The organism is Bradyrhizobium sp. MV1.5 (assembly GCF_055807615.1).
On sequence record NZ_JBVVPL010000012.1, the window covers coordinates 34,138 to 50,931 of the forward strand.

Here is a 16,794-nt window from a genome sequence, read left to right on the forward strand (position 1 = left end):
TTTTTTGCCAGCGGGGGGGTGGGGGGGGGGGGCGCCCGGGGGGGCTTTGGCCCACACACACCCCCCCCCCGCCGCAGCGGGCCCGGGCGCGGTGGCCCCCGGGGGGGGGGGCCCCGCGACCAAGGGCATGACGACCGGCGCCTCCTCGAACATGCAGAACGAGGCCGCTGACAGCAAGGGCAAGCAGACTCCGTCGGCCGGCGGCAGCAACACCAATAACATGGGCAGCCAGGCCGGCGGCGGCGCTGGCTCCGGAAAGTAGGCTGGCATCGATCGGAAATTCTGGAGAGGGGGCGATCGTCCCCTATCCAGAAGTCTTCGTGCCGTCAGAGCTTGTCGACGTCATACGCGAAGGTCTTGGTGTCGAACGAAGCATATTGGCGGTGCTGCACTTTGATTACGGTCACGTCGGCACTACAGTCACGCCGACTAAATTGCAGCCGTGCGCTCTGAAAGCGTGAATGTTCTGCAATTGGTCCCATCTACATTGACATCAGTGTGACAGCCGGGGATTTTTACATTGCTGACGAATCAGCGATGGCCTCAAGCCGAGTACCTCTTGGACAACTCCCAGTGCTTTCGAGACTGATATCGTTGCTGCGCCGCATCCCCGCGGTGAAATGGGCGTTCACCCGGCTTCGGCCCTTGCCGCACGGCGGCAGCATCGACGTCGCGCCTGATACCGCAGACCCCTCACCCGCCCTCGTTGCCGACATTGCAGAAGCCGCGGAGGTTCTCGACACCAGCATCAGCGCGGATACGTTGAACTGCGACGCCGCGGTCGCGGCTTCAGCCGAAGACGACAGTGCCAGCCCTGTCATCGCGGAGAGCCCGTCGGAAGCGCCAGCCGATATCAGCGGCAGCGACGATTCATCCCGGGAGACGTTGACGGAAGTCGAGCCGGTCGTCGTGGAGGAAGCTTCGGTCACGACCATCGACGTCGAGCGCGAGTCGGCCGACCTCCCCGAAATCATCGTCAACAGCGGTCCATCTTCCGAACTCGTGGACGACGTTGAGCCCGTTATCGCGGAGAAGGCGTCTCCGGTCGATGTCGAGGTCGCTCCGGTTGACGCCATCGCTCTCGTCGTCAGCGTGGATACTCGCTCGATTCTTGAGGACACGTGTATCGCGTTCGCCGACCGCGACATCTCGCCAGAGCATGTCCCCGAGGATAGCATCGACAGCAATCCCTGCCCCGGTGCCGCGGAAGTCGTCGTCGCCGACACGCCCAGCGTCGTCACGGATGTTGCGCCGGAGCCGGCCCTCGAGGCTCCCGCTCCGGAGATCACCAGCGCGCCGAAGACCCGTGCAAAGATCGTAGAACCCGCCGACCGTGCCGCGCTGATCCGGCAGCGTTGGGCGGAGACCGGAATCAGGATGTGGAATCCCCGCCTCCACGGCGCCGGTGATGCCACGCTGAACATCCAGGGAAGCGTCGGGCTGCTGCCGCCCGCGCCCGGCGAGACGATGCCGCGCTACGACAAGCTGGAATTCCTGATGCTCGGCGGACAGATCGTCTGCGAAGGCGTGATTGTCGAGGCACCCGCACACGCAAGCCAGCGCAGTTTTACGCGGCTCGCCGAGCCGGGGAAACACGACCGGGTCCGCGAACCGATGCGGGAACGCCAGGCCGCTCTCGCCTGACCCTTTGTTCCCTGCGCTCAGGGGATCGGATAACCCTTCCAGACCCACTCCAGCGCCGACGGCAGCGTCTGGGCGATCGTCGGACGGTCGACGTGCTTGGCGTTGCGCACGAACAGGAACTGATAGTGGTAGCCCTTCTCCGCCAGCACCTTGGCCATCAGCGCGTTGGACAGGGTCCAGTCGTGCATGCCGTCGGGGATGGTGGGGTTCGGATAGAACAGGTCCTGGTCGCCGCCGAAGAACCAGAAACGGATCGGCTTGGTCGGCGCAGCGACGATTAGCGGCACGCCGGGCGGCTCGGCCGGCGTGAGCACGCCGGCCTTGGAGATGAGGTTGGGTGTGGCCGGCCCCGTCCATGCGCTGTGATATTCCCAGGCGCCGCCGCGCAGCGACGGGTCATGCGGCCATTGCTGGTTGACCATGGTCGGCGAGAACGCCAGGACGCGGTGATAGAGATCGGGATAGAACCACGCCATGGTGAAGGCTGCCACGCCGCTCGAACTCAGCCCCATGGTCGCACGTCCATCGGGATTTTTGGTCAGCCTGACGTCGGCGTTCTTTTCGACCAGCGGCAGCACTTCACGCTCGACGAACTGCGCGTAGACACCTGACACCGCGTCATATTCGCGGCCACGCTGACTGCCTTGCGCGTCCTGCCCGCCATTCCCGATCTGGATCGCGATCATCGGCGGCACGCGGTGCTGCGCGATCAGATTGTCGAGCGTTACGGCGAGATCCTTGTAGGCGTTGGAGCCGCCGTCGCCGACCACGATGAACGGCGCCTCGCTGCCGCGCACATATTGCGCCGGCACATAGACGTCGATGGTGCGCGACCAGATCCCTGGGTGGCTGGTGGTGACAATCATGTGCGACTTGTCATCCGGCGCCGTAACGGTCGTCATGATCGAGGAATTGGTGCAACCGGCGGCGTCATCGCGGATCAGGCCGGGATTGTAGATGGTGCTCTCCTTCGACGACAGCGTGAAGGACTTTGTCGTCCCACGCGGCACGCCCTCCTTCGCGATCGTCTCCGGCGCAGGATTGTGGGTGGGACCGATGATGAAATTGCCCTCGGCACCCGGTGGCGGCAGCGTTCCGTCAGGAAGCTCAGTGGCGCGCGGATAGTTGGGATTGGACGGATCGCGCGTCGGAGGCGCCGTCTTGAAATCGAGACCCGCCGTATCGATGAAGAACGGGCCCGCCTTGTCGGCGGTGTTGGCCCCGGGCGGCACCACCATGTTCTGGGTGACGCAGGCCGGCTGCGAAAGCGCGATTGAAGTGAAGGAGACGAGGGAAATCAGCGTCCCCGCAAGGACGGACAACGAATTGGTCATTTCAGCTCCCGGTGCTGACGAGTCTTTCTGGCTCGCCTTGGCGCAAAGTATGACGAGCCACCTACGCGCGGTCAAACCCCAGCCGGCCGCATTGCAGCTATGGCCGCCATGCTCAAACCGGACAGGGACGGTTATTCCGCGCACTGCCACGAAATTATCCAGACATCTGGCCGTTGCTGCCGCACCTCGCGCGGCGTCGCTTGCCGGCCGGCCGCGCCGTGAAGGACCGCCCAATCAAAACGCGATAGATATGACGCTTCTGAAATCCACCGCACGACAATCTTGCCTTCCCGGCGAAGGTCGATCGCACCGCGAAGGAAGGCGACTCCTCGCCGGGGAGAGGTATGCGAACAAGTCGGCCCCATCATTGGCGATGCGACAGAATGCTGCGCCGACACCGATGGTTAGCAGAACCTCACCAAGGTTTTTGCAGTCCTTTGCAGTCGATACATCCGTTTTTGCCGCCACATATCGTTAACGCGGCCTCACCAATGCACGCGGCCGGAAGACTTCGCGGTAGCGTACAACCTTCCCCGCTTTTCCGGCGAAATCCACCTAACGCCACCTTTACCCCCGCCGTGCAAGATCGCCGGCGTTTCGAAGGGGATCCGGGGCTCGTATTGCAATGCCTGTCACCAATTTTAAGTCTCATCTAGCTGCCGTTGCAGAGCTGTTTCGGGTGCCGGCCGACAATCCGGAACTGATGCGGGCGCAATTCGACGCCTTCTCCAAACAGATCCCGCTGCTCTATTTCATCCTGATCACAAACACGATCGCGGTGGCTTATACCTATGTGCCGCTGGCACCGCCCTCGCTCAGTATGATCGTGCCTGCCCTGTTGATCGCGATGACGGGCTTTCGCACATTCTGGTGGCTGCGCCAGCGCCGTGTCGTCCGCAACGATGCCGACATCCTGCGCAACCTGCGTCTCACCAACTGGATTGCAGCGCCGATCGCGGCGGGTTTTACTGTCTGGTCGTTTGCCCTGTATCCCTACGGCGATGCTTTCGCCAAGAGCCAGGTTGCCTTCTACATGGCGGTGACTGTGATCGGCTGCATCTTCTCGCTGATGCATCTGCGCTCGGCGGCACTGATTGTGACGCTGGTCGTCGACGTGCCCTATGTTCTGTTTTTCTGGACCACCGGCGAGCCCACACTGAAGGCGATCGCCGTCAACAATCTGCTCGTGTCGGGTGCGATGGTGACGGTGCTGTTCATCTACTATCGCGACTTCGCCGACCTCGTCGCCAGCCGCAAATCGCTGCTGGCGCAGCAGGCAGCCACCCAAGCCCTTTCGGACGAGAACTTCCGCCTCGCAAACCTCGATTCTCTGACAGAGCTGCCGAATCGCCGCCGCTTCTTCGCCGAGCTGTCGAGCGCTTTCGCTGACGCCGAGCGCAGGAAAGTTCGCGTCGCTGTCGGGATCATCGACCTCGACGGCTTCAAGCCGGTCAACGACAATTACGGCCATTCCGTCGGCGACCGCGTTCTGATCGAGGCGGGCCGGCGCATCCGCGAGGTCTGCGAGGGCTTCGGCCCGCAGCGGGTGGAATTCGCCAGGCTCGGCGGCGACGAGTTCGGCCTCGTCGTGTGCGGCGACCCCGATGAGGCGGATCTGATGCGGCTTGGCGAACGCATCGCTGACCAGGTCAAGCTGCCCTACCAGCTCGACACCGCCCATACCGGACTGTCCTGCTCGATCGGCTTCGCGCTATTCCCGCAATCGGCAACGACGGCGGAAGCGCTCTATGAATGCGCCGACTATTCCCTCTATCACGCCAAGCGCCACCTGCGCGGCCGCACCGTGATCTTCTCGAGCGAGCTCGAGGCCGAGATCCGCAGCCGCGGCGTCATCGAGAATTTGCTGCGCACCGCCGATTTCAGCACCGAGATGGACCTGGTGTTCCAGCCGATCGTGGACGCCATGAGCGAGCACACCGCCGGCTTCGAGGTCCTGGCGCGCTGGCGCAGCTCCCGCCTCGGCCTGGTTTCGCCGGCCGACTTCATTCCGGCCGCCGAGCGCATCGGCCTGATCCGGCCGCTGACGCAAGCGCTGCTGGCGCGCGCGCTCGCGACGGCCAGGACCTGGCCCGACCACATCCGCCTCTCGTTCAACCTGTCCGCCCACGACGTCTGCTCGCCCGAGGGCGTCCTGCCGCTGATCGCTATCGTCGAGAAGAGCGGGCTGCCGCCGCACCGGATCGATTTCGAGATCACCGAGACCGCCGTTACATTCGATTTCGTACGCGCGCAGCAGTCGATCGCGGCATTGAAGGCGATGGGCTGTGGCATTTCGCTGGACGATTTCGGCACCGGCTATTCCTCGCTGAGCCACGTGCACTGGCTGCCGCTCGACAAGATCAAGATCGACCGCAGCTTCATCGCCGACGTCAACGACAATGCAGTAAGTCACAAGATCATCAAGTCCCTCACCGGCCTCTGTGACGACATGGAGATCGCCTGCGTCGCCGAGGGCGTCGAGACCCGCGCTCAGCTCGACACCCTGCGCCGGCTGGGATGCGACTTCATCCAGGGCTACTACTTCGCAAAGCCCATGCACGGCGACGCGATCGACGAGTATCTCGCAAAGGAACGCCAGCGCCTCAGCGGCGCCGGAGCCAGGGTCGTGGCCTGAGTCGCGCCTAGCGCAGGCTCGGCAGGTCGAGCCCTTTGTCGCGGGCGCAGCCGATCGCGGTGTCGTAGCCCGCGTCGGCGTGGCGCATGACGCCGCTGGCAGGATCGTTCCAGAGCACGCGCGCGATGCGCTTCGCCGCTTCCGGCGTACCGTCGGCGACGATCACCATGCCGGCATGCTGGGAATAGCCGATGCCGACGCCGCCGCCGTGATGCAGCGACACCCAGGTCGCGCCGCTGGCACAATTGAGCAGCGCGTTGAGCAAGGGCCAGTCGGACACAGCGTCCGACCCGTCCTTCATCGCTTCGGTTTCGCGGTTGGGGCTCGCCACCGAGCCGCTGTCGAGATGATCGCGGCCGATCACGATGGGTGCCTTCAATTCGCCACGCGCCACCATCTCGTTGAAGGCAAGGCCCAGGCGATCGCGATCGCCGAGCCCGACCCAGCAGATCCGCGCCGGCAGGCCCTGGAACTTGATGCGCTCCCTGGCCATGTCGAGCCAATTGTGCAGATGCTTGTCGTCAGGCATCAGCTCCTTGACCTTGGCGTCGGTCTTGAAGATGTCCTCGGGATCGCCCGACAGCGCGGCCCAGCGGAACGGCCCGACGCCGCGGCAGAACAAGGGACGGATATAGGCAGGGACGAAGCCGGGGAAATCGAAGGCATTCTTCAGGCCCATGTCCTGCGCCATCTGGCGGATGTTGTTGCCGTAGTCGAGCGTCGGGATGCCTTGCGCATGGAAATCCAGCATGGCCTGGACGTGCTCGACCATCGAGATCTTCGAGGCGCGCTCCACGGCCTTGGGGTCGGCGGCGCGCTTGGCTTCCCACTCGGCGAGCGTCCAGCCCTTCGGCAAATAGCCGTTGATCGGATCGTGCGCGCTGGTCTGATCGGTGACGATGTCGGGCCTGACACCACGGCGGACCAGCTCGGGAAAAATCTCCGCGGCATTGCCGAGCAGGCCGACCGAGACCGCCTTCTTCGTCTTCGCCGCCTCCGCCATGATCGCAAGCGCCTCGTCGAGCGTCGTGGCCTGGCGATCGAGATAACCGGTGCGCAGACGCATCTCGATGCGGCTCGGCTGGCATTCGACCGCCAGCATCGAGGCCCCCGCCATGGTCGCAGCCAGCGGCTGCGCGCCGCCCATGCCGCCGAGACCGGCGGTCAGAATCCATTTGCCGGCGAGGCTGCCGCCATAGTGGCGACGCCCGATCTCGACAAACGTCTCGTAGGTGCCCTGCACGATGCCCTGGCTGCCGATATAGATCCAGGAACCCGCCGTCATCTGGCCGTACATCATCAGGCCCTTGCGATCGAGCTCGTTGAAATGATCGAGCGTCGCCCAGTGCGGCACGATGTTGGAGTTGGCAATCAGGACGCGCGGCGCGTCGGCATGGGTGCGGAACACGCCGACCGGCTTGCCGGACTGGACCAGCAGCGTCTGGTCGTCCTCGAGCTCGCGCAGCGAAGCAACGATCCGGTCGAAGCTCTCCCAGTCACGTGCGGCGCGGCCGATGCCGCCATAGACGACGAGCTCGCTCGGACGTTCTGCAACATCGGGATCGAGATTATTCATGAGCATGCGCAAGGGCGCTTCCGTCAACCAGCTCTTGGCGCTGATTTCGCTGCCGCGTGGCGCGCGGATGGTGCGGTCATTGTCCAGTCGGCGGTTCATGCGGAGCACCTCGTCAGGCAAGTGTCGGAAACGGGTCAGTTGAAAGTACGGCGAGCGCCGCAGCCGGCAGCGCATCGGCTTCGACCAGCGCGGCAGCCTTGGCGAGATCGCCGGCCATGTAGCGATCGGCGCCGAGCGCCGGCACCTGCTCGCGCAGTGCGGCAATGACGGCAACGAGCGGCGCGCTGGTTGCATGCGGCGCGCGCAGCGTGATGCCCTGGGCGGCGACTAGCAGCTCGATGCCCAGGATGGTGGCGAGATTGTCCGCCATGTCAGACAGGCGCCGTGCAGCATGCGCGGCCATCGAGACATGATCTTCCTGGTTGGCACTGGTCGGCGTTGAATCGATCGAACAGGCGGCCGCGCGCTGCTTGTTCTCGGCATAGAGCGCGGCCGCCGTCACCTCGGCAATCATGAAGCCAGAATTGATACCGGGATCGGGAGTGAGGAACGGCGGCAGGCCGAAATTGAGCGCGGGATCGACCAGCGTCGCAATGCGCCGCTCGCTGATCGCGCCGATCTCCGACAGCGCCAGCGCGATGGCATCCGCGGCAAAGGCCACCGGTTCGGCGTGGAAATTGCCGCCGGAGACGATCTCGCCGGTCTCGACCAGGACGAGCGGATTGTCGGTGACGGCATTGGCCTCGACGATCAGCGTCCGTGCCGCCTGCACGATCAGGTCGAGCGCCGCGCCAGCGACCTGCGGTTGGCAGCGCAGGCAATAGGGATCCTGCACGCGCTCGTCGCCTTCGAGATGCGACAGGCGGATGTCGCTGCCCTCGAGCAGCGCCATCAGGGTTGCCGCAGCCGCGATCTGGCCGGAATGGCCGCGCAACGCCTGGATTTCGGGGCGGAACGGCGCCGTCGAGGCCATCGCCGCATCGACCGACAGCGCGCCGGTGACGAGCGCGGCGCGCGCCAGGCGAAATGCGCGCAGCACGCCGGAGACGGCGTAGGCGGTGGAAAATTGCGTGCCGTTGATCAGCGCGAGCCCTTCCTTTGGCCCGAGCGTCAGTGGCGGCAGGCCGGCCGCGGCGAGCGCGTCGCTACCCGACACGATCTTGCCGCCGACGAAGGCCTGCCCTTCGCCGATCATCACGGCGGTCATATGCGCGAGCGGCGCGAGATCGCCGGAAGCGCCAACCGAACCTTGCTGCGGCACCAGCGGTGAGACGTGCCGGGCTAGCATGGCCTGCAACTGCTCGATCACCTCGCGGCGCACGCCAGAGGCGCCGCGCCCGAGCGAGATGATCTTCAGCGCCATCATCAGGCGGACGATCGGTTCGGGGGTCGCCGGGCCGACGCCGCAGCAATGCGAGACGATGAGATTGCGCTGGAGCAGCGCGGTCTGGTCGGGCGGAATGCGCTTCGAGGCAAGTTTCCCGAAGCCGGTGTTGATCCCGTACACGGGAGCATCGGCTCGCGCGGCCCCTGCAACGATCTCTGCGGCCGCGTCGACGCGCGGCCAGAAGACGGGATCGAGAAGCACTGAATGCCCTTCGAGCACGCGCGCGAGATCGTCGATGCTGACCGTTCCCGGCTTGACGACGATCTGCGCGCGCTGGTCTGTCATTGTCCCCTCCACACCCGGCGGTGGAGCGGATTGAAGCCGATGCGGTAGACCAGCTCGGCCGGGCGCTCGATGTCCCATATCGCGAGGTCGCACCATTTGCCGGCCTCTAACGTGCCGGTATCATTGAGCACGCCGAGCGCACGCGCGCCTTCGCGGGTGACCCCGGCAAGGCACTCGGCCACATTCATCCGGAACAGCGTCGCGCCCATGTTCATGGCGAGCAGGAGCGAGGTCAGCGGCGAGCTGCCCGGATTGCAGTCAGTCGCGAGCGCCATGGCGACGCCGTGCTTGCGGAACGTTTCGACTGGCGGTTTTTGCGTCTCGCGGATGAAGTAGAAGGCGCCGGGCAGTAGCACGGCCACCGTTCCGGCGTTCGCCATCGCCGCTGCACCGGCTTCGTCGGCGTGTTCGAGGTGATCGGCCGATAGCGCTGAGAATTTCGCGGCGAGCGCAGCCCCACCGAGATTCGAGAGCTGGTCGGCATGCAGCTTGACCGGCAGTCCAAGCCGCCTCGCCGCCTCGAACACCCGCGCCGTCTGCTCGCCGGAAAATGCGATCCCCTCCATGAAGGCATCGACGGCATCGGCGAGGCCGGCCCTTGCGACCGCCGGCAACATCTCCCTGCAGACGAGATCGATGTAGCGATCCTTGTCGCCATCGGCTTCGATCGGCAGCGCATGCGCGCCGAGGAAGGATGTGCGGATCGCGACCGGCCGCTGCCGGCCGAGGCTTCGGGCGGCGGCCAGCTGCCGCATCTCGGTCTCGGTGTCCAAGCCGTAGCCTGACTTGATCTCGACCGTTGTGGCACCCTCGGCAATCAGCGCATCGAGCCGCGGCAGCGCGTGTGCTATGAGTTCGGCCTCGCTTGCCTTGCGCGTCGCGGCCACCGTCGAGACGATGCCGCCGCCGGCGCGCGCGATCTCCTCGTAGCTCGCGCCCTTCAGGCGCAGCTCGAATTCCTGGGCGCGGTTACCGCCATAGACCAGATGAGTGTGACAATCGACGAGACCGGGCGTGATCCAGCGCCCCTCGCAATCGATCCGGTCGGCTGCATCGGCACTCGCCGGAAAATCGGTCTGCGCACCCGCATAGACGATACGGCCGCCGCGCGCGGCGATCACGCCGTGCTCGATCTCGCCGGGATCGGGACCGTCGGCCCGCATCGTGGCGAGCCGGGCGTTATGCCAGATCCGGTCGAAGCGCTCTGCCATGCAACTGTCCCTTCGCGGATGCCCCTGCGCCCTGGGATGCTTGACTTATATGTCTAGACATATAATCGTGTCGCGGTTCTGTCCAGCCGGCATGGAAACATGACACGACTGCATTTCGCCTCCGCGCTCCTGCCCTCGGGCTGGGCCAATGACGTGCAGGTGGTGATCACCGGCGGCGCGATCGCCGAGGTGACGCCGGGCGTGGCGCCGACCTCCGGCGACGAACGCCGCGGCCTTGCGCTTCCGGGACTTGCGAGCCTGCACAGCCACGCCTTCCAGCGCGGCATGGCGGGTCTCGCGGAGCTGCGCGGCGACAGCACCGACACCTTCTGGACCTGGCGCGAGACGATGTACCGCTTCGCGCTGGCGATGACGCCTGACGACGTCGCAGCGGTCGCGACACTGCTTTATGTCGAGATGCTGGAGCAGGGTTTTACCCGCGTCGGCGAATTCCATTATCTGCATCATGATCGCGACGGCTCGCCCTACGCCGACATCGCCGAAATGGCCGCACGGATTGCGCAGGCCGCCGAAGCCTCGGGAATTGCGCTGACGTTGCTGCCGAGTTTTTATGCGCATGGCTCGTTTGGGGGCGCAGCACCGCACGCCGGCCAGCGCCGCTTCATCTGTAGCGTTGACCAATTTTCCGCGCTGATGGATGCGTCGCGCAGGGCGATCGCAACATTGCCGGATGCCAACATTGGCATCGCGCCGCACAGCTTGCGCGCGGTGGCGCCGGACGAACTTGGAGCGATCATTCCGCTTGCTGAGGGCGGCCCGATCCACATTCATGCCGCCGAGCAGGTGAAGGAAATCGAGGATTGCCTGGCGTGGTCCGGGCGACGTCCGGTGCAATGGTTGCTGGAGCACGCGCCGGTCGACCGACGCTGGTGCCTCATTCACGCCACCCACACCACGGACGAGGAAGTCCGCGGCTTCGCCAAGACCGGTGCGGTCGCCGGCCTCTGCCCCGTCACCGAGGCAAGCCTGGGCGATGGCATTTTCCCGGCCCGCGAATTCGTCGGTGCCGGCGGCGCCTATGGCGTCGGCACGGATTCCAATGTGCTGGTCGGCGTCGCCGATGAGCTGCGCCAGCTCGAATATGGCCAACGGCTCAAGCACCGCGAGCGCAACGTGCTCTCGGCCGGCGCAGGCCGCTCGACGGGGCGCGCCCTGTTCGATCATGCGCTTGCGGGCGGTTCGCGGGCACTGGCACAGATGTCAGTCGGTCTCACGCCAGGGGCGCGCGCCGACATCGTCACGCTCGACATCACGCATCCCTCGCTGGCGGGGCGCGCGCACGACGCCGTCATCGACGGCTGGATCTTTGCCGCGGGCAGCGGCGCGATTGACTGCGTCTGGGCCGGCGGCGACAAGGTCGTCGAAGGCGGCCGGCACAGACTGCGCCAGGCCGCGCGCGAACGCTTCAACGCATCGGTACGGAGGCTCGTTGCATGAGCCTCGCCACTGATACACACGACCAGCCGACGCTCTACAAACGGATCCGCGCCGATATCGAGAAGCGCATTCTGACCGGCGAGTGGCCCCCCGGGCATCGCATCCCGTTCGAGCACGAACTGGTCGCGCGTTACGGCTGCTCGCGCATGACCGTGAACAAGGCGCTGTCGGAGCTCGCGCAAGCCGACCTGATCGAGCGGCGGCGACGTGCCGGCTCCTTCGTGCGCCGGCCGCAACATCAGTCTGCCGTGCTCAAGATCGCCGACATGCGCGCCGAGATCACCGCGCTCGGGCGTGCTTACGGCTACGAGCTGATCGGCCGCAAGCTCCGCGCCGCGACCGCGGCCGACCGTGACCGCCTCGGTGTCAAGAAGGCCGGCAAGGTGGTCGCGATCACCTGCCGCCACAGCGCCGACGACGTGCCTTTCGCCGTCGAAGACCGGCTGATCGATCTCGCGTCGGTGCCGGATGCGGCGACCGCGGATTTTTCGCGTGAACCGCCCGGCTCGTGGCTGCTTCACCATGTGCCATGGACAGAGGCCGAGCATACGATCAGCGCTATCGTTGCGGACGATCGCACGGCCGAAGCGCTCGACATCGCCGTCGGCGCGCCCTGCCTCGTGATCGACCGCTATACCTGGCGCAGCGCGCGCACGATCACCGCGGTGCGGCTGCTCTATCCCGGTGACTCTCACCGCCTTGTCGCCCGATTCAAGGGAGGCTGAGAGGACGATGTCGGCACAAATCGTGCAACGTTTCGGGCAGCGGTCCACGCGGACCGACCAAGATCAACAGGACGTCAATCCATCGATCGGCAAGAGGACGACAATCATGCGTAGTTCGAAAGTATTTGCGGCAGTCATTGCGCTTACGGTCTCCACCCCCGTGCTCGCCGACGACGTCAAGGTCGGCGTCGGTATCTCCGGATGGACCGGCTTCGCGCCGCTGACCCTGGCGAAGGAGGCCGGCATCTTCAAAAAGAACGGCCTCGACGTCACCATCAAGAAGATTCCGCAGAAGGATCGCCATCTGGCAATCGCGTCCGGCGACGTCCAGTGCGCGGCAACGACCGTGGAGACCTGGATCTCCTGGAACGCCAACGGCGTCGCGACCAAGCAGATCTTCCAGCTCGACAAGAGCTACGGCGCCGACGGCATGGCCGTGCGCAACGATCTCGCCGCGATCAAGGATCTGAAGGGCAAGACGGTTGCTGCTTCCGCGCCCGGCACCTCGCCCTATTTCGCGCTGGCCTGGATGCTCAAGAAGAACGGCCTGTCGGTGAAGGACGTCACCGTCGTGAACCTCGAGCCGGCCGCCGCCGCGCAGGCCTTCGTCTCCGGCCAGAACGATGCCGCGATGACCTATGAGCCGTATCTGTCGACGGTTCGTGCCGCCCCCGACAAGGGCAAGATCATCGCCACCACGCTCGACTATCCGATGGTCATGGACACGTTCGGCTGCACACCGAAATTCCTCACCGAGAACCCGAAGGCCGCCAAGGCGCTCGCCGACAGCTATTTCGAGGCCCTCGACATGATCGCCAAGGACCAGGCCAAGGCCTACGAGATCATGGGCGCCGACGTGAAGCAGACCGGCGAGGCGTTCGGCAACTCGGCGAAGTATCTGCGCTGGCAGGACAAGGCCGCGAACCAGAAATTCTTCGCCGGCGATTTCCTGACCTTCAACAAGGAGGCCGCCGACCTCCTGCTGGAGATCGGCATCATCAAGGCCGCGCCGAAGGTCGAGGATCTCTTCGACGCCAGCTACATCAAGTAAATCTCCCAGGAGCCGCCGGCCCCGTCTCGCGGCGGGGCCGGCAAACTTGTTCACCGCCCGGATAGACAGTTTGATGCGTCCCCTCGATCCCGTGACGTCAAGGCAGCGCGTGGCTTACGGCCTTGCGTTCTTCGTGGTGTTCGTTGCCCTCTGGTCCTGGGCGACCTTCGGCGGCCACGTGTCGAAAGTGTTCCTCGCCAACCCGCTGACCATGGTGCAGGAAGGCGTCGATCTGATCATCAAACAGGGCTTCCTGGTCGACATCGGCATGACGATCTGGCGCGTCGTCGGCGGCTTCGTGCTGGCCGCACTCATCGCCGTGCCGTTCGGCGTGCTGATGGGCGCCTACAAGCCGGTCGAGGCGTTCCTCGAACCGTTCGTCTCCTTTGCGCGCTATCTGCCGGCCTCCGCCTTCATTCCCCTCCTGATCCTGTGGGCCGGCATCGGCGAACTGCAGAAGCTGCTCGTCATCTTCATCGGCTCGGTGTTCCAGATCATCCTGATGATCGCGGTCACCGTCGGCACGACGCGGCGCGATCTGGTCGAGGCGGCCTATACGCTGGGGGCCAGCGACCGCGGCATCATCCGCCGCGTGCTGTTGCCCTCCTCCGCGCCGGAGATTGCCGAGATCCTGCGGCTGGTGCTGGGCTGGGCCTGGACCTACGTCATCGTCGCCGAACTGATCGGCTCCTCCTCCGGCATCGGCCACATGATCACCGACAGCCAGGCGCTGCTCAACACCGGCCAGATCATCTTCGGCATCATCGTGATCGGGCTGATCGGCCTCGTCTCGGACTTCCTGTTCAAGGCGTTCAACGCGTGGCTGTTTCCCTGGAGGCTCGCATGACGATCCTCAAGATCGAACAGGTCTCGCGAACCTTTCCCGCGCGCCACGGCAACGCCCCGACCAAGGCGCTGGAGCCGACCGACCTTGTGATCGGCAACAACGACTTCGTCACCATCCTCGGCCCTTCCGGCTGCGGCAAGTCCACGCTGCTTCGCATCGTCGCCGGCCTCGATCGCCCGACCGGCGGACGCGTGGTGCTCGATGGACGCGAGGTGACCGGCCCCGGCGCCGACCGCGGCATGGTGTTCCAGTCCTACACGCTGTTTCCCTGGCTGACCGTGCGCGAGAACATCGCCTTCGGCCTGCGCGAGCGTGGCATGCCCGAGGCGGAGCGAAACAAGGTCGCCGATGCCTTCATCCGCCAGGTCGGTCTGTCCGGCTTCGAGAAGCATTGGCCAAAACAGCTCTCCGGCGGCATGCAGCAGCGCACCGCGATCGCACGCGCGCTCGCCAATGACCCCAAGATCCTGCTGCTCGACGAGCCCTTCGGCGCGCTCGACAACCAGACCCGCGCCCTGATGCAGGAGATGCTGCTCGGGATCTGGGAGCGCGACCAGAAGACCGTGCTGTTCGTGACCCACGACATCGAGGAAGCGATCTTCCTCGGCAGCCGCGTCATCGTCATGAGCGCGCGTCCCGGCCGCATCAAGGCCGAGATCAACGTGAACCTGCCGCATCCGCGGTCCTACAAGATCAAGACCACGCCCGAATTCGTCCAGTTGAAGGAACGGCTGGTCGAGGAGATCCGCACCGAGGCGTTGAAGGTTGCCGAACATGCCTGACTCTTTTTCGCGCGCAAACGGGATGCGCGTTCTCGCCGATCTCAATGCGCTCCGTGCCATCGGCGCCTACAAGACCGGCGTACACAAGCCGACCTTCTCCGAGCCGCACAAGCTTTCGCTGGATTGGCTGGTGCAGAATCTGCCCGACGCGGGCCTCACCGCCGCGATCGACGGCATCGGCAACGTCTTCGGCACCAGCGTAAAGCCGGGACCCAAGCTGCTCGCGGGATCGCATCTCGAAAGCCAGAACTACGCCGGCTGGCTCGACGGTCCGCTCGGTGTCGTCTACGCGCTCGAAGCGGCCCGCGTGCTCAACGGCGATCCCTCGCTCAAAGGCGCGATCGAAATTGCCGCCTGGTGCGACGAGGAAGGACACTTTGGGCACTTCCTCGGGTCGCGCTCCTATGTCGGGCAAGTGACCGAGGCCGACATCGATGCCGCATGCGACCGTACCAGCGGCCGCACCATGCGGGACGCGCTCGCCGACATGGGGCTCGCAGGACGACCGCGCATCACCGCGGAGCCGGGCCGGCATGTCGGATATCTGGAAGCGCATATCGAGCAGGGCGACACGCTCGAAAGCGGCCGCCTCGCGATCGGCGTCGTCACCTCCATCGTCGGCATCTGGCAGTACCAGATCAATTTCGTCGGTGAGCAGAATCACGCCGGCACCACCCGCATGGCTGCACGGAAGGATGCCGGGCTGGCGCTGGCAAAGTTCTGCGTCGCAATCGACCAGCGTTTCCCCGATAGCTGCGGCCCGCGCACGGTCTGGACCACCGGCCGCATCACGCTCGATCCGGGCGCGCCGAGCATCATTCCGGGTGGTGCCGAAATGCTGTTCCAGATCCGCGACGACGATCCATCGGTCATCGCGCGGCTGGAGGAGTTGCTGCGCACGATGGCGAACGAGGTCGGCGCGAACGGCCCCTGCACCGTCACCGTGGAAAAACTGCGTACCGGCGCGCCGGCCATGATGAACGCGGGCATCCAGGACGCGATCGAAGCCGCGAGCAAGGCGCTGGCCGGCGGACGGTCCATCCGCATGCCCAGCGGCGCCGGCCACGACGCGCAGATGCTGGCGACAATCATGCCCGCGGGCATGCTGTTCGTGCCGTCGATCGGCGGCATCAGCCATCACTGGACCGAGAACACCGCCGACGCCGACATCGTCACCGGCGCCCAGGTGTTCGTCGACGCTTGCCGGCGGATACTTGGAGGCTAGGCTCGTGTCCCGGACGCGCTGCAACGCGCATAGCGTGTCGAAGACGCGCGTAAACGCGCTTATGGCGTTGCTGCGCAGAGCCGGGACCCAGGGGCGACACGGTACAATGCGGAGACATGGGCCCCGGCTCTGCAGCGCACCGCAAGAGCGCTGCGCTGCGTCCGGGGCGCGAGAGCGGATATTCATCGCGTTCATTTTCCAATTGCAGACACAGCTCGCAGCCTCGCGGCGCGTTTCGCCCGAGCTTTGCTTCGTCATTCCACCCTCTATTCCAAGAGGGCGCAGGGAAGGCCGGGTGCTGACCTCGCACCCGCGGTCCGCTGCGCGAAAAGCACACGCAGGAAAACCGCACAGCAGCATACAGGTGGTGCCAATCACTCGGCCTTCCCTGCGCGATGGTTGGACGGCTTATGCCGTGCTCTCCCGGGAGCCGAGTTCTCTTTGGCCTCCCTCGCCTTCGCGAAAGTCACCGGCATCGCGCCGGTTGACGCAGATGCCGCATCCGCCAGGGCTTGACCGTAGCAACGACGGCCAGGACCACACGGTTTTGCCGTACGCACGGCCCGCCATTTCGCCGCAGTTTTTCCAGCCCTGTCGACGGAGCCGGAAACTTACAGACGAGACGAACCTAACA

General features: G+C 65.3%; 13 protein-coding genes. 9 read left to right on the forward strand and 4 right to left on the reverse strand.

Features of this window, described 5'->3' with window-relative positions; all coding sequences use genetic code 11:
* Positions 1-127: 127 nt before the first annotated feature.
* Positions 128-262 (forward strand): hypothetical protein, encoded by a 135-nt coding sequence (locus AC0L2J_RS14055; RefSeq protein ID WP_473390754.1) that lies wholly within the window; start codon positions 128-130, stop codon positions 260-262.
* Between the two features lie 311 nt (positions 263-573).
* Complete coding sequence (locus AC0L2J_RS14060) at positions 574-1,644, forward strand: hypothetical protein (protein WP_473391030.1); 1,071 nt, start codon at positions 574-576, stop codon at positions 1,642-1,644.
* A 17-nt stretch (positions 1,645-1,661) separates the two neighbouring features.
* On the opposite strand, the gene AC0L2J_RS14065 is transcribed toward AC0L2J_RS14060, so the two are convergent.
* On the reverse strand, positions 1,662-2,978 hold the full coding sequence (locus tag AC0L2J_RS14065; RefSeq protein WP_007613002.1) for an alpha/beta hydrolase: 1,317 nt from the start codon (positions 2,976-2,978) through the stop codon (positions 1,662-1,664).
* A gap of 625 nt (positions 2,979-3,603) precedes the next feature.
* On the opposite strand from AC0L2J_RS14065, the gene AC0L2J_RS14070 reads away from it, so the two are divergent.
* Positions 3,604-5,613, forward strand: coding sequence for a putative bifunctional diguanylate cyclase/phosphodiesterase (locus tag AC0L2J_RS14070; protein WP_473390760.1), 2,010 nt, complete (start codon positions 3,604-3,606; stop codon positions 5,611-5,613).
* 7 nt (positions 5,614-5,620) lie between these two features.
* Here AC0L2J_RS14070 and hutU read toward each other — a convergent pair whose 3' ends face one another.
* The 3 genes from hutU to hutI are packed head-to-tail and all read right to left on the reverse strand — an operon-like array spanning position 5,621 to position 10,072.
* A complete protein-coding gene (gene hutU / locus AC0L2J_RS14075) occupies positions 5,621-7,288 on the reverse strand; it encodes a urocanate hydratase (RefSeq protein WP_007613005.1) in 1,668 nt (555 codons plus the stop codon).
* A gap of 13 nt (positions 7,289-7,301) precedes the next feature.
* Positions 7,302-8,861, reverse strand: a complete 1,560-nt coding sequence (hutH, locus tag AC0L2J_RS14080) for a histidine ammonia-lyase (RefSeq protein ID WP_473390763.1) — start codon at positions 8,859-8,861, stop codon at positions 7,302-7,304.
* Positions 8,858-10,072 (reverse strand): imidazolonepropionase, encoded by a 1,215-nt coding sequence (gene hutI, locus AC0L2J_RS14085; protein WP_473390766.1) that lies wholly within the window; start codon positions 10,070-10,072, stop codon positions 8,858-8,860. The genes hutH and hutI overlap by 4 nt, the downstream gene beginning before the upstream one ends.
* Positions 10,073-10,171: 99 nt before the next feature.
* Here hutI and AC0L2J_RS14090 point away from each other — a divergent pair, with 99 nt between their 5' ends.
* From AC0L2J_RS14090 to AC0L2J_RS14115, 6 genes are all read left to right on the forward strand, one after another.
* A complete protein-coding gene (locus AC0L2J_RS14090; RefSeq protein ID WP_007613011.1) occupies positions 10,172-11,530 on the forward strand; it encodes a formimidoylglutamate deiminase in 1,359 nt (452 codons plus the stop codon).
* Positions 11,527-12,255 carry a histidine utilization repressor gene (gene hutC, locus AC0L2J_RS14095; RefSeq protein ID WP_007613013.1) on the forward strand — a complete coding sequence of 243 codons (729 nt, stop codon included), beginning with the start codon at positions 11,527-11,529 and terminating at the stop codon, positions 12,253-12,255. The genes AC0L2J_RS14090 and hutC overlap by 4 nt, the downstream gene beginning before the upstream one ends.
* A 106-nt stretch (positions 12,256-12,361) precedes the next feature.
* On the forward strand, positions 12,362-13,306 hold the full coding sequence (locus AC0L2J_RS14100; RefSeq protein WP_007613014.1) for an ABC transporter substrate-binding protein: 945 nt from the start codon (positions 12,362-12,364) through the stop codon (positions 13,304-13,306).
* 73 nt (positions 13,307-13,379) lie between these two features.
* A complete protein-coding gene (locus AC0L2J_RS14105) occupies positions 13,380-14,153 on the forward strand; it encodes an ABC transporter permease (protein ID WP_007613015.1) in 774 nt (257 codons plus the stop codon).
* Positions 14,150-14,935, forward strand: a complete 786-nt coding sequence (locus AC0L2J_RS14110) for an ABC transporter ATP-binding protein (protein ID WP_007613016.1) — start codon at positions 14,150-14,152, stop codon at positions 14,933-14,935. The genes AC0L2J_RS14105 and AC0L2J_RS14110 overlap by 4 nt, the downstream gene beginning before the upstream one ends.
* Complete coding sequence (locus AC0L2J_RS14115; protein ID WP_007613021.1) at positions 14,928-16,160, forward strand: Zn-dependent hydrolase; 1,233 nt, start codon at positions 14,928-14,930, stop codon at positions 16,158-16,160. Before AC0L2J_RS14110 ends, AC0L2J_RS14115 begins: the two co-directional genes overlap by 8 nt.
* Positions 16,161-16,794: the final 634 nt, after the last annotated feature.

Excerpts from the sequence above, each read along its gene's own strand:
- AC0L2J_RS14105 (WP_007613015.1), top strand. The coding sequence starts at position 13,380 with ATGCGTCCCCTCGATCCCGTGACGTCAAGGCAGCGCGTGGCTTACGGC.
- hutH (WP_473390763.1), bottom strand. The coding sequence starts at position 8,861 with ATGACAGACCAGCGCGCGCAGATCGTCGTCAAGCCGGGAACGGTCAGC.
- AC0L2J_RS14070 (WP_473390760.1), top strand. The coding sequence starts at position 3,604 with ATGCCTGTCACCAATTTTAAGTCTCATCTAGCTGCCGTTGCAGAGCTG.
- AC0L2J_RS14055 (WP_473390754.1), top strand. The coding sequence starts at position 128 with ATGACGACCGGCGCCTCCTCGAACATGCAGAACGAGGCCGCTGACAGC.
- hutI (WP_473390766.1), bottom strand. The coding sequence starts at position 10,072 with ATGGCAGAGCGCTTCGACCGGATCTGGCATAACGCCCGGCTCGCCACG.
- hutC (WP_007613013.1), top strand. The coding sequence starts at position 11,527 with ATGAGCCTCGCCACTGATACACACGACCAGCCGACGCTCTACAAACGG.
- hutU (WP_007613005.1), bottom strand. The coding sequence starts at position 7,288 with ATGAACCGCCGACTGGACAATGACCGCACCATCCGCGCGCCACGCGGC.
- AC0L2J_RS14115 (WP_007613021.1), top strand. The coding sequence starts at position 14,928 with ATGCCTGACTCTTTTTCGCGCGCAAACGGGATGCGCGTTCTCGCCGAT.
- AC0L2J_RS14110 (WP_007613016.1), top strand. The coding sequence starts at position 14,150 with ATGACGATCCTCAAGATCGAACAGGTCTCGCGAACCTTTCCCGCGCGC.
- AC0L2J_RS14090 (WP_007613011.1), top strand. The coding sequence starts at position 10,172 with ATGACACGACTGCATTTCGCCTCCGCGCTCCTGCCCTCGGGCTGGGCC.
- AC0L2J_RS14100 (WP_007613014.1), top strand. The coding sequence starts at position 12,362 with ATGCGTAGTTCGAAAGTATTTGCGGCAGTCATTGCGCTTACGGTCTCC.
- AC0L2J_RS14065 (WP_007613002.1), bottom strand. The coding sequence starts at position 2,978 with ATGACCAATTCGTTGTCCGTCCTTGCGGGGACGCTGATTTCCCTCGTC.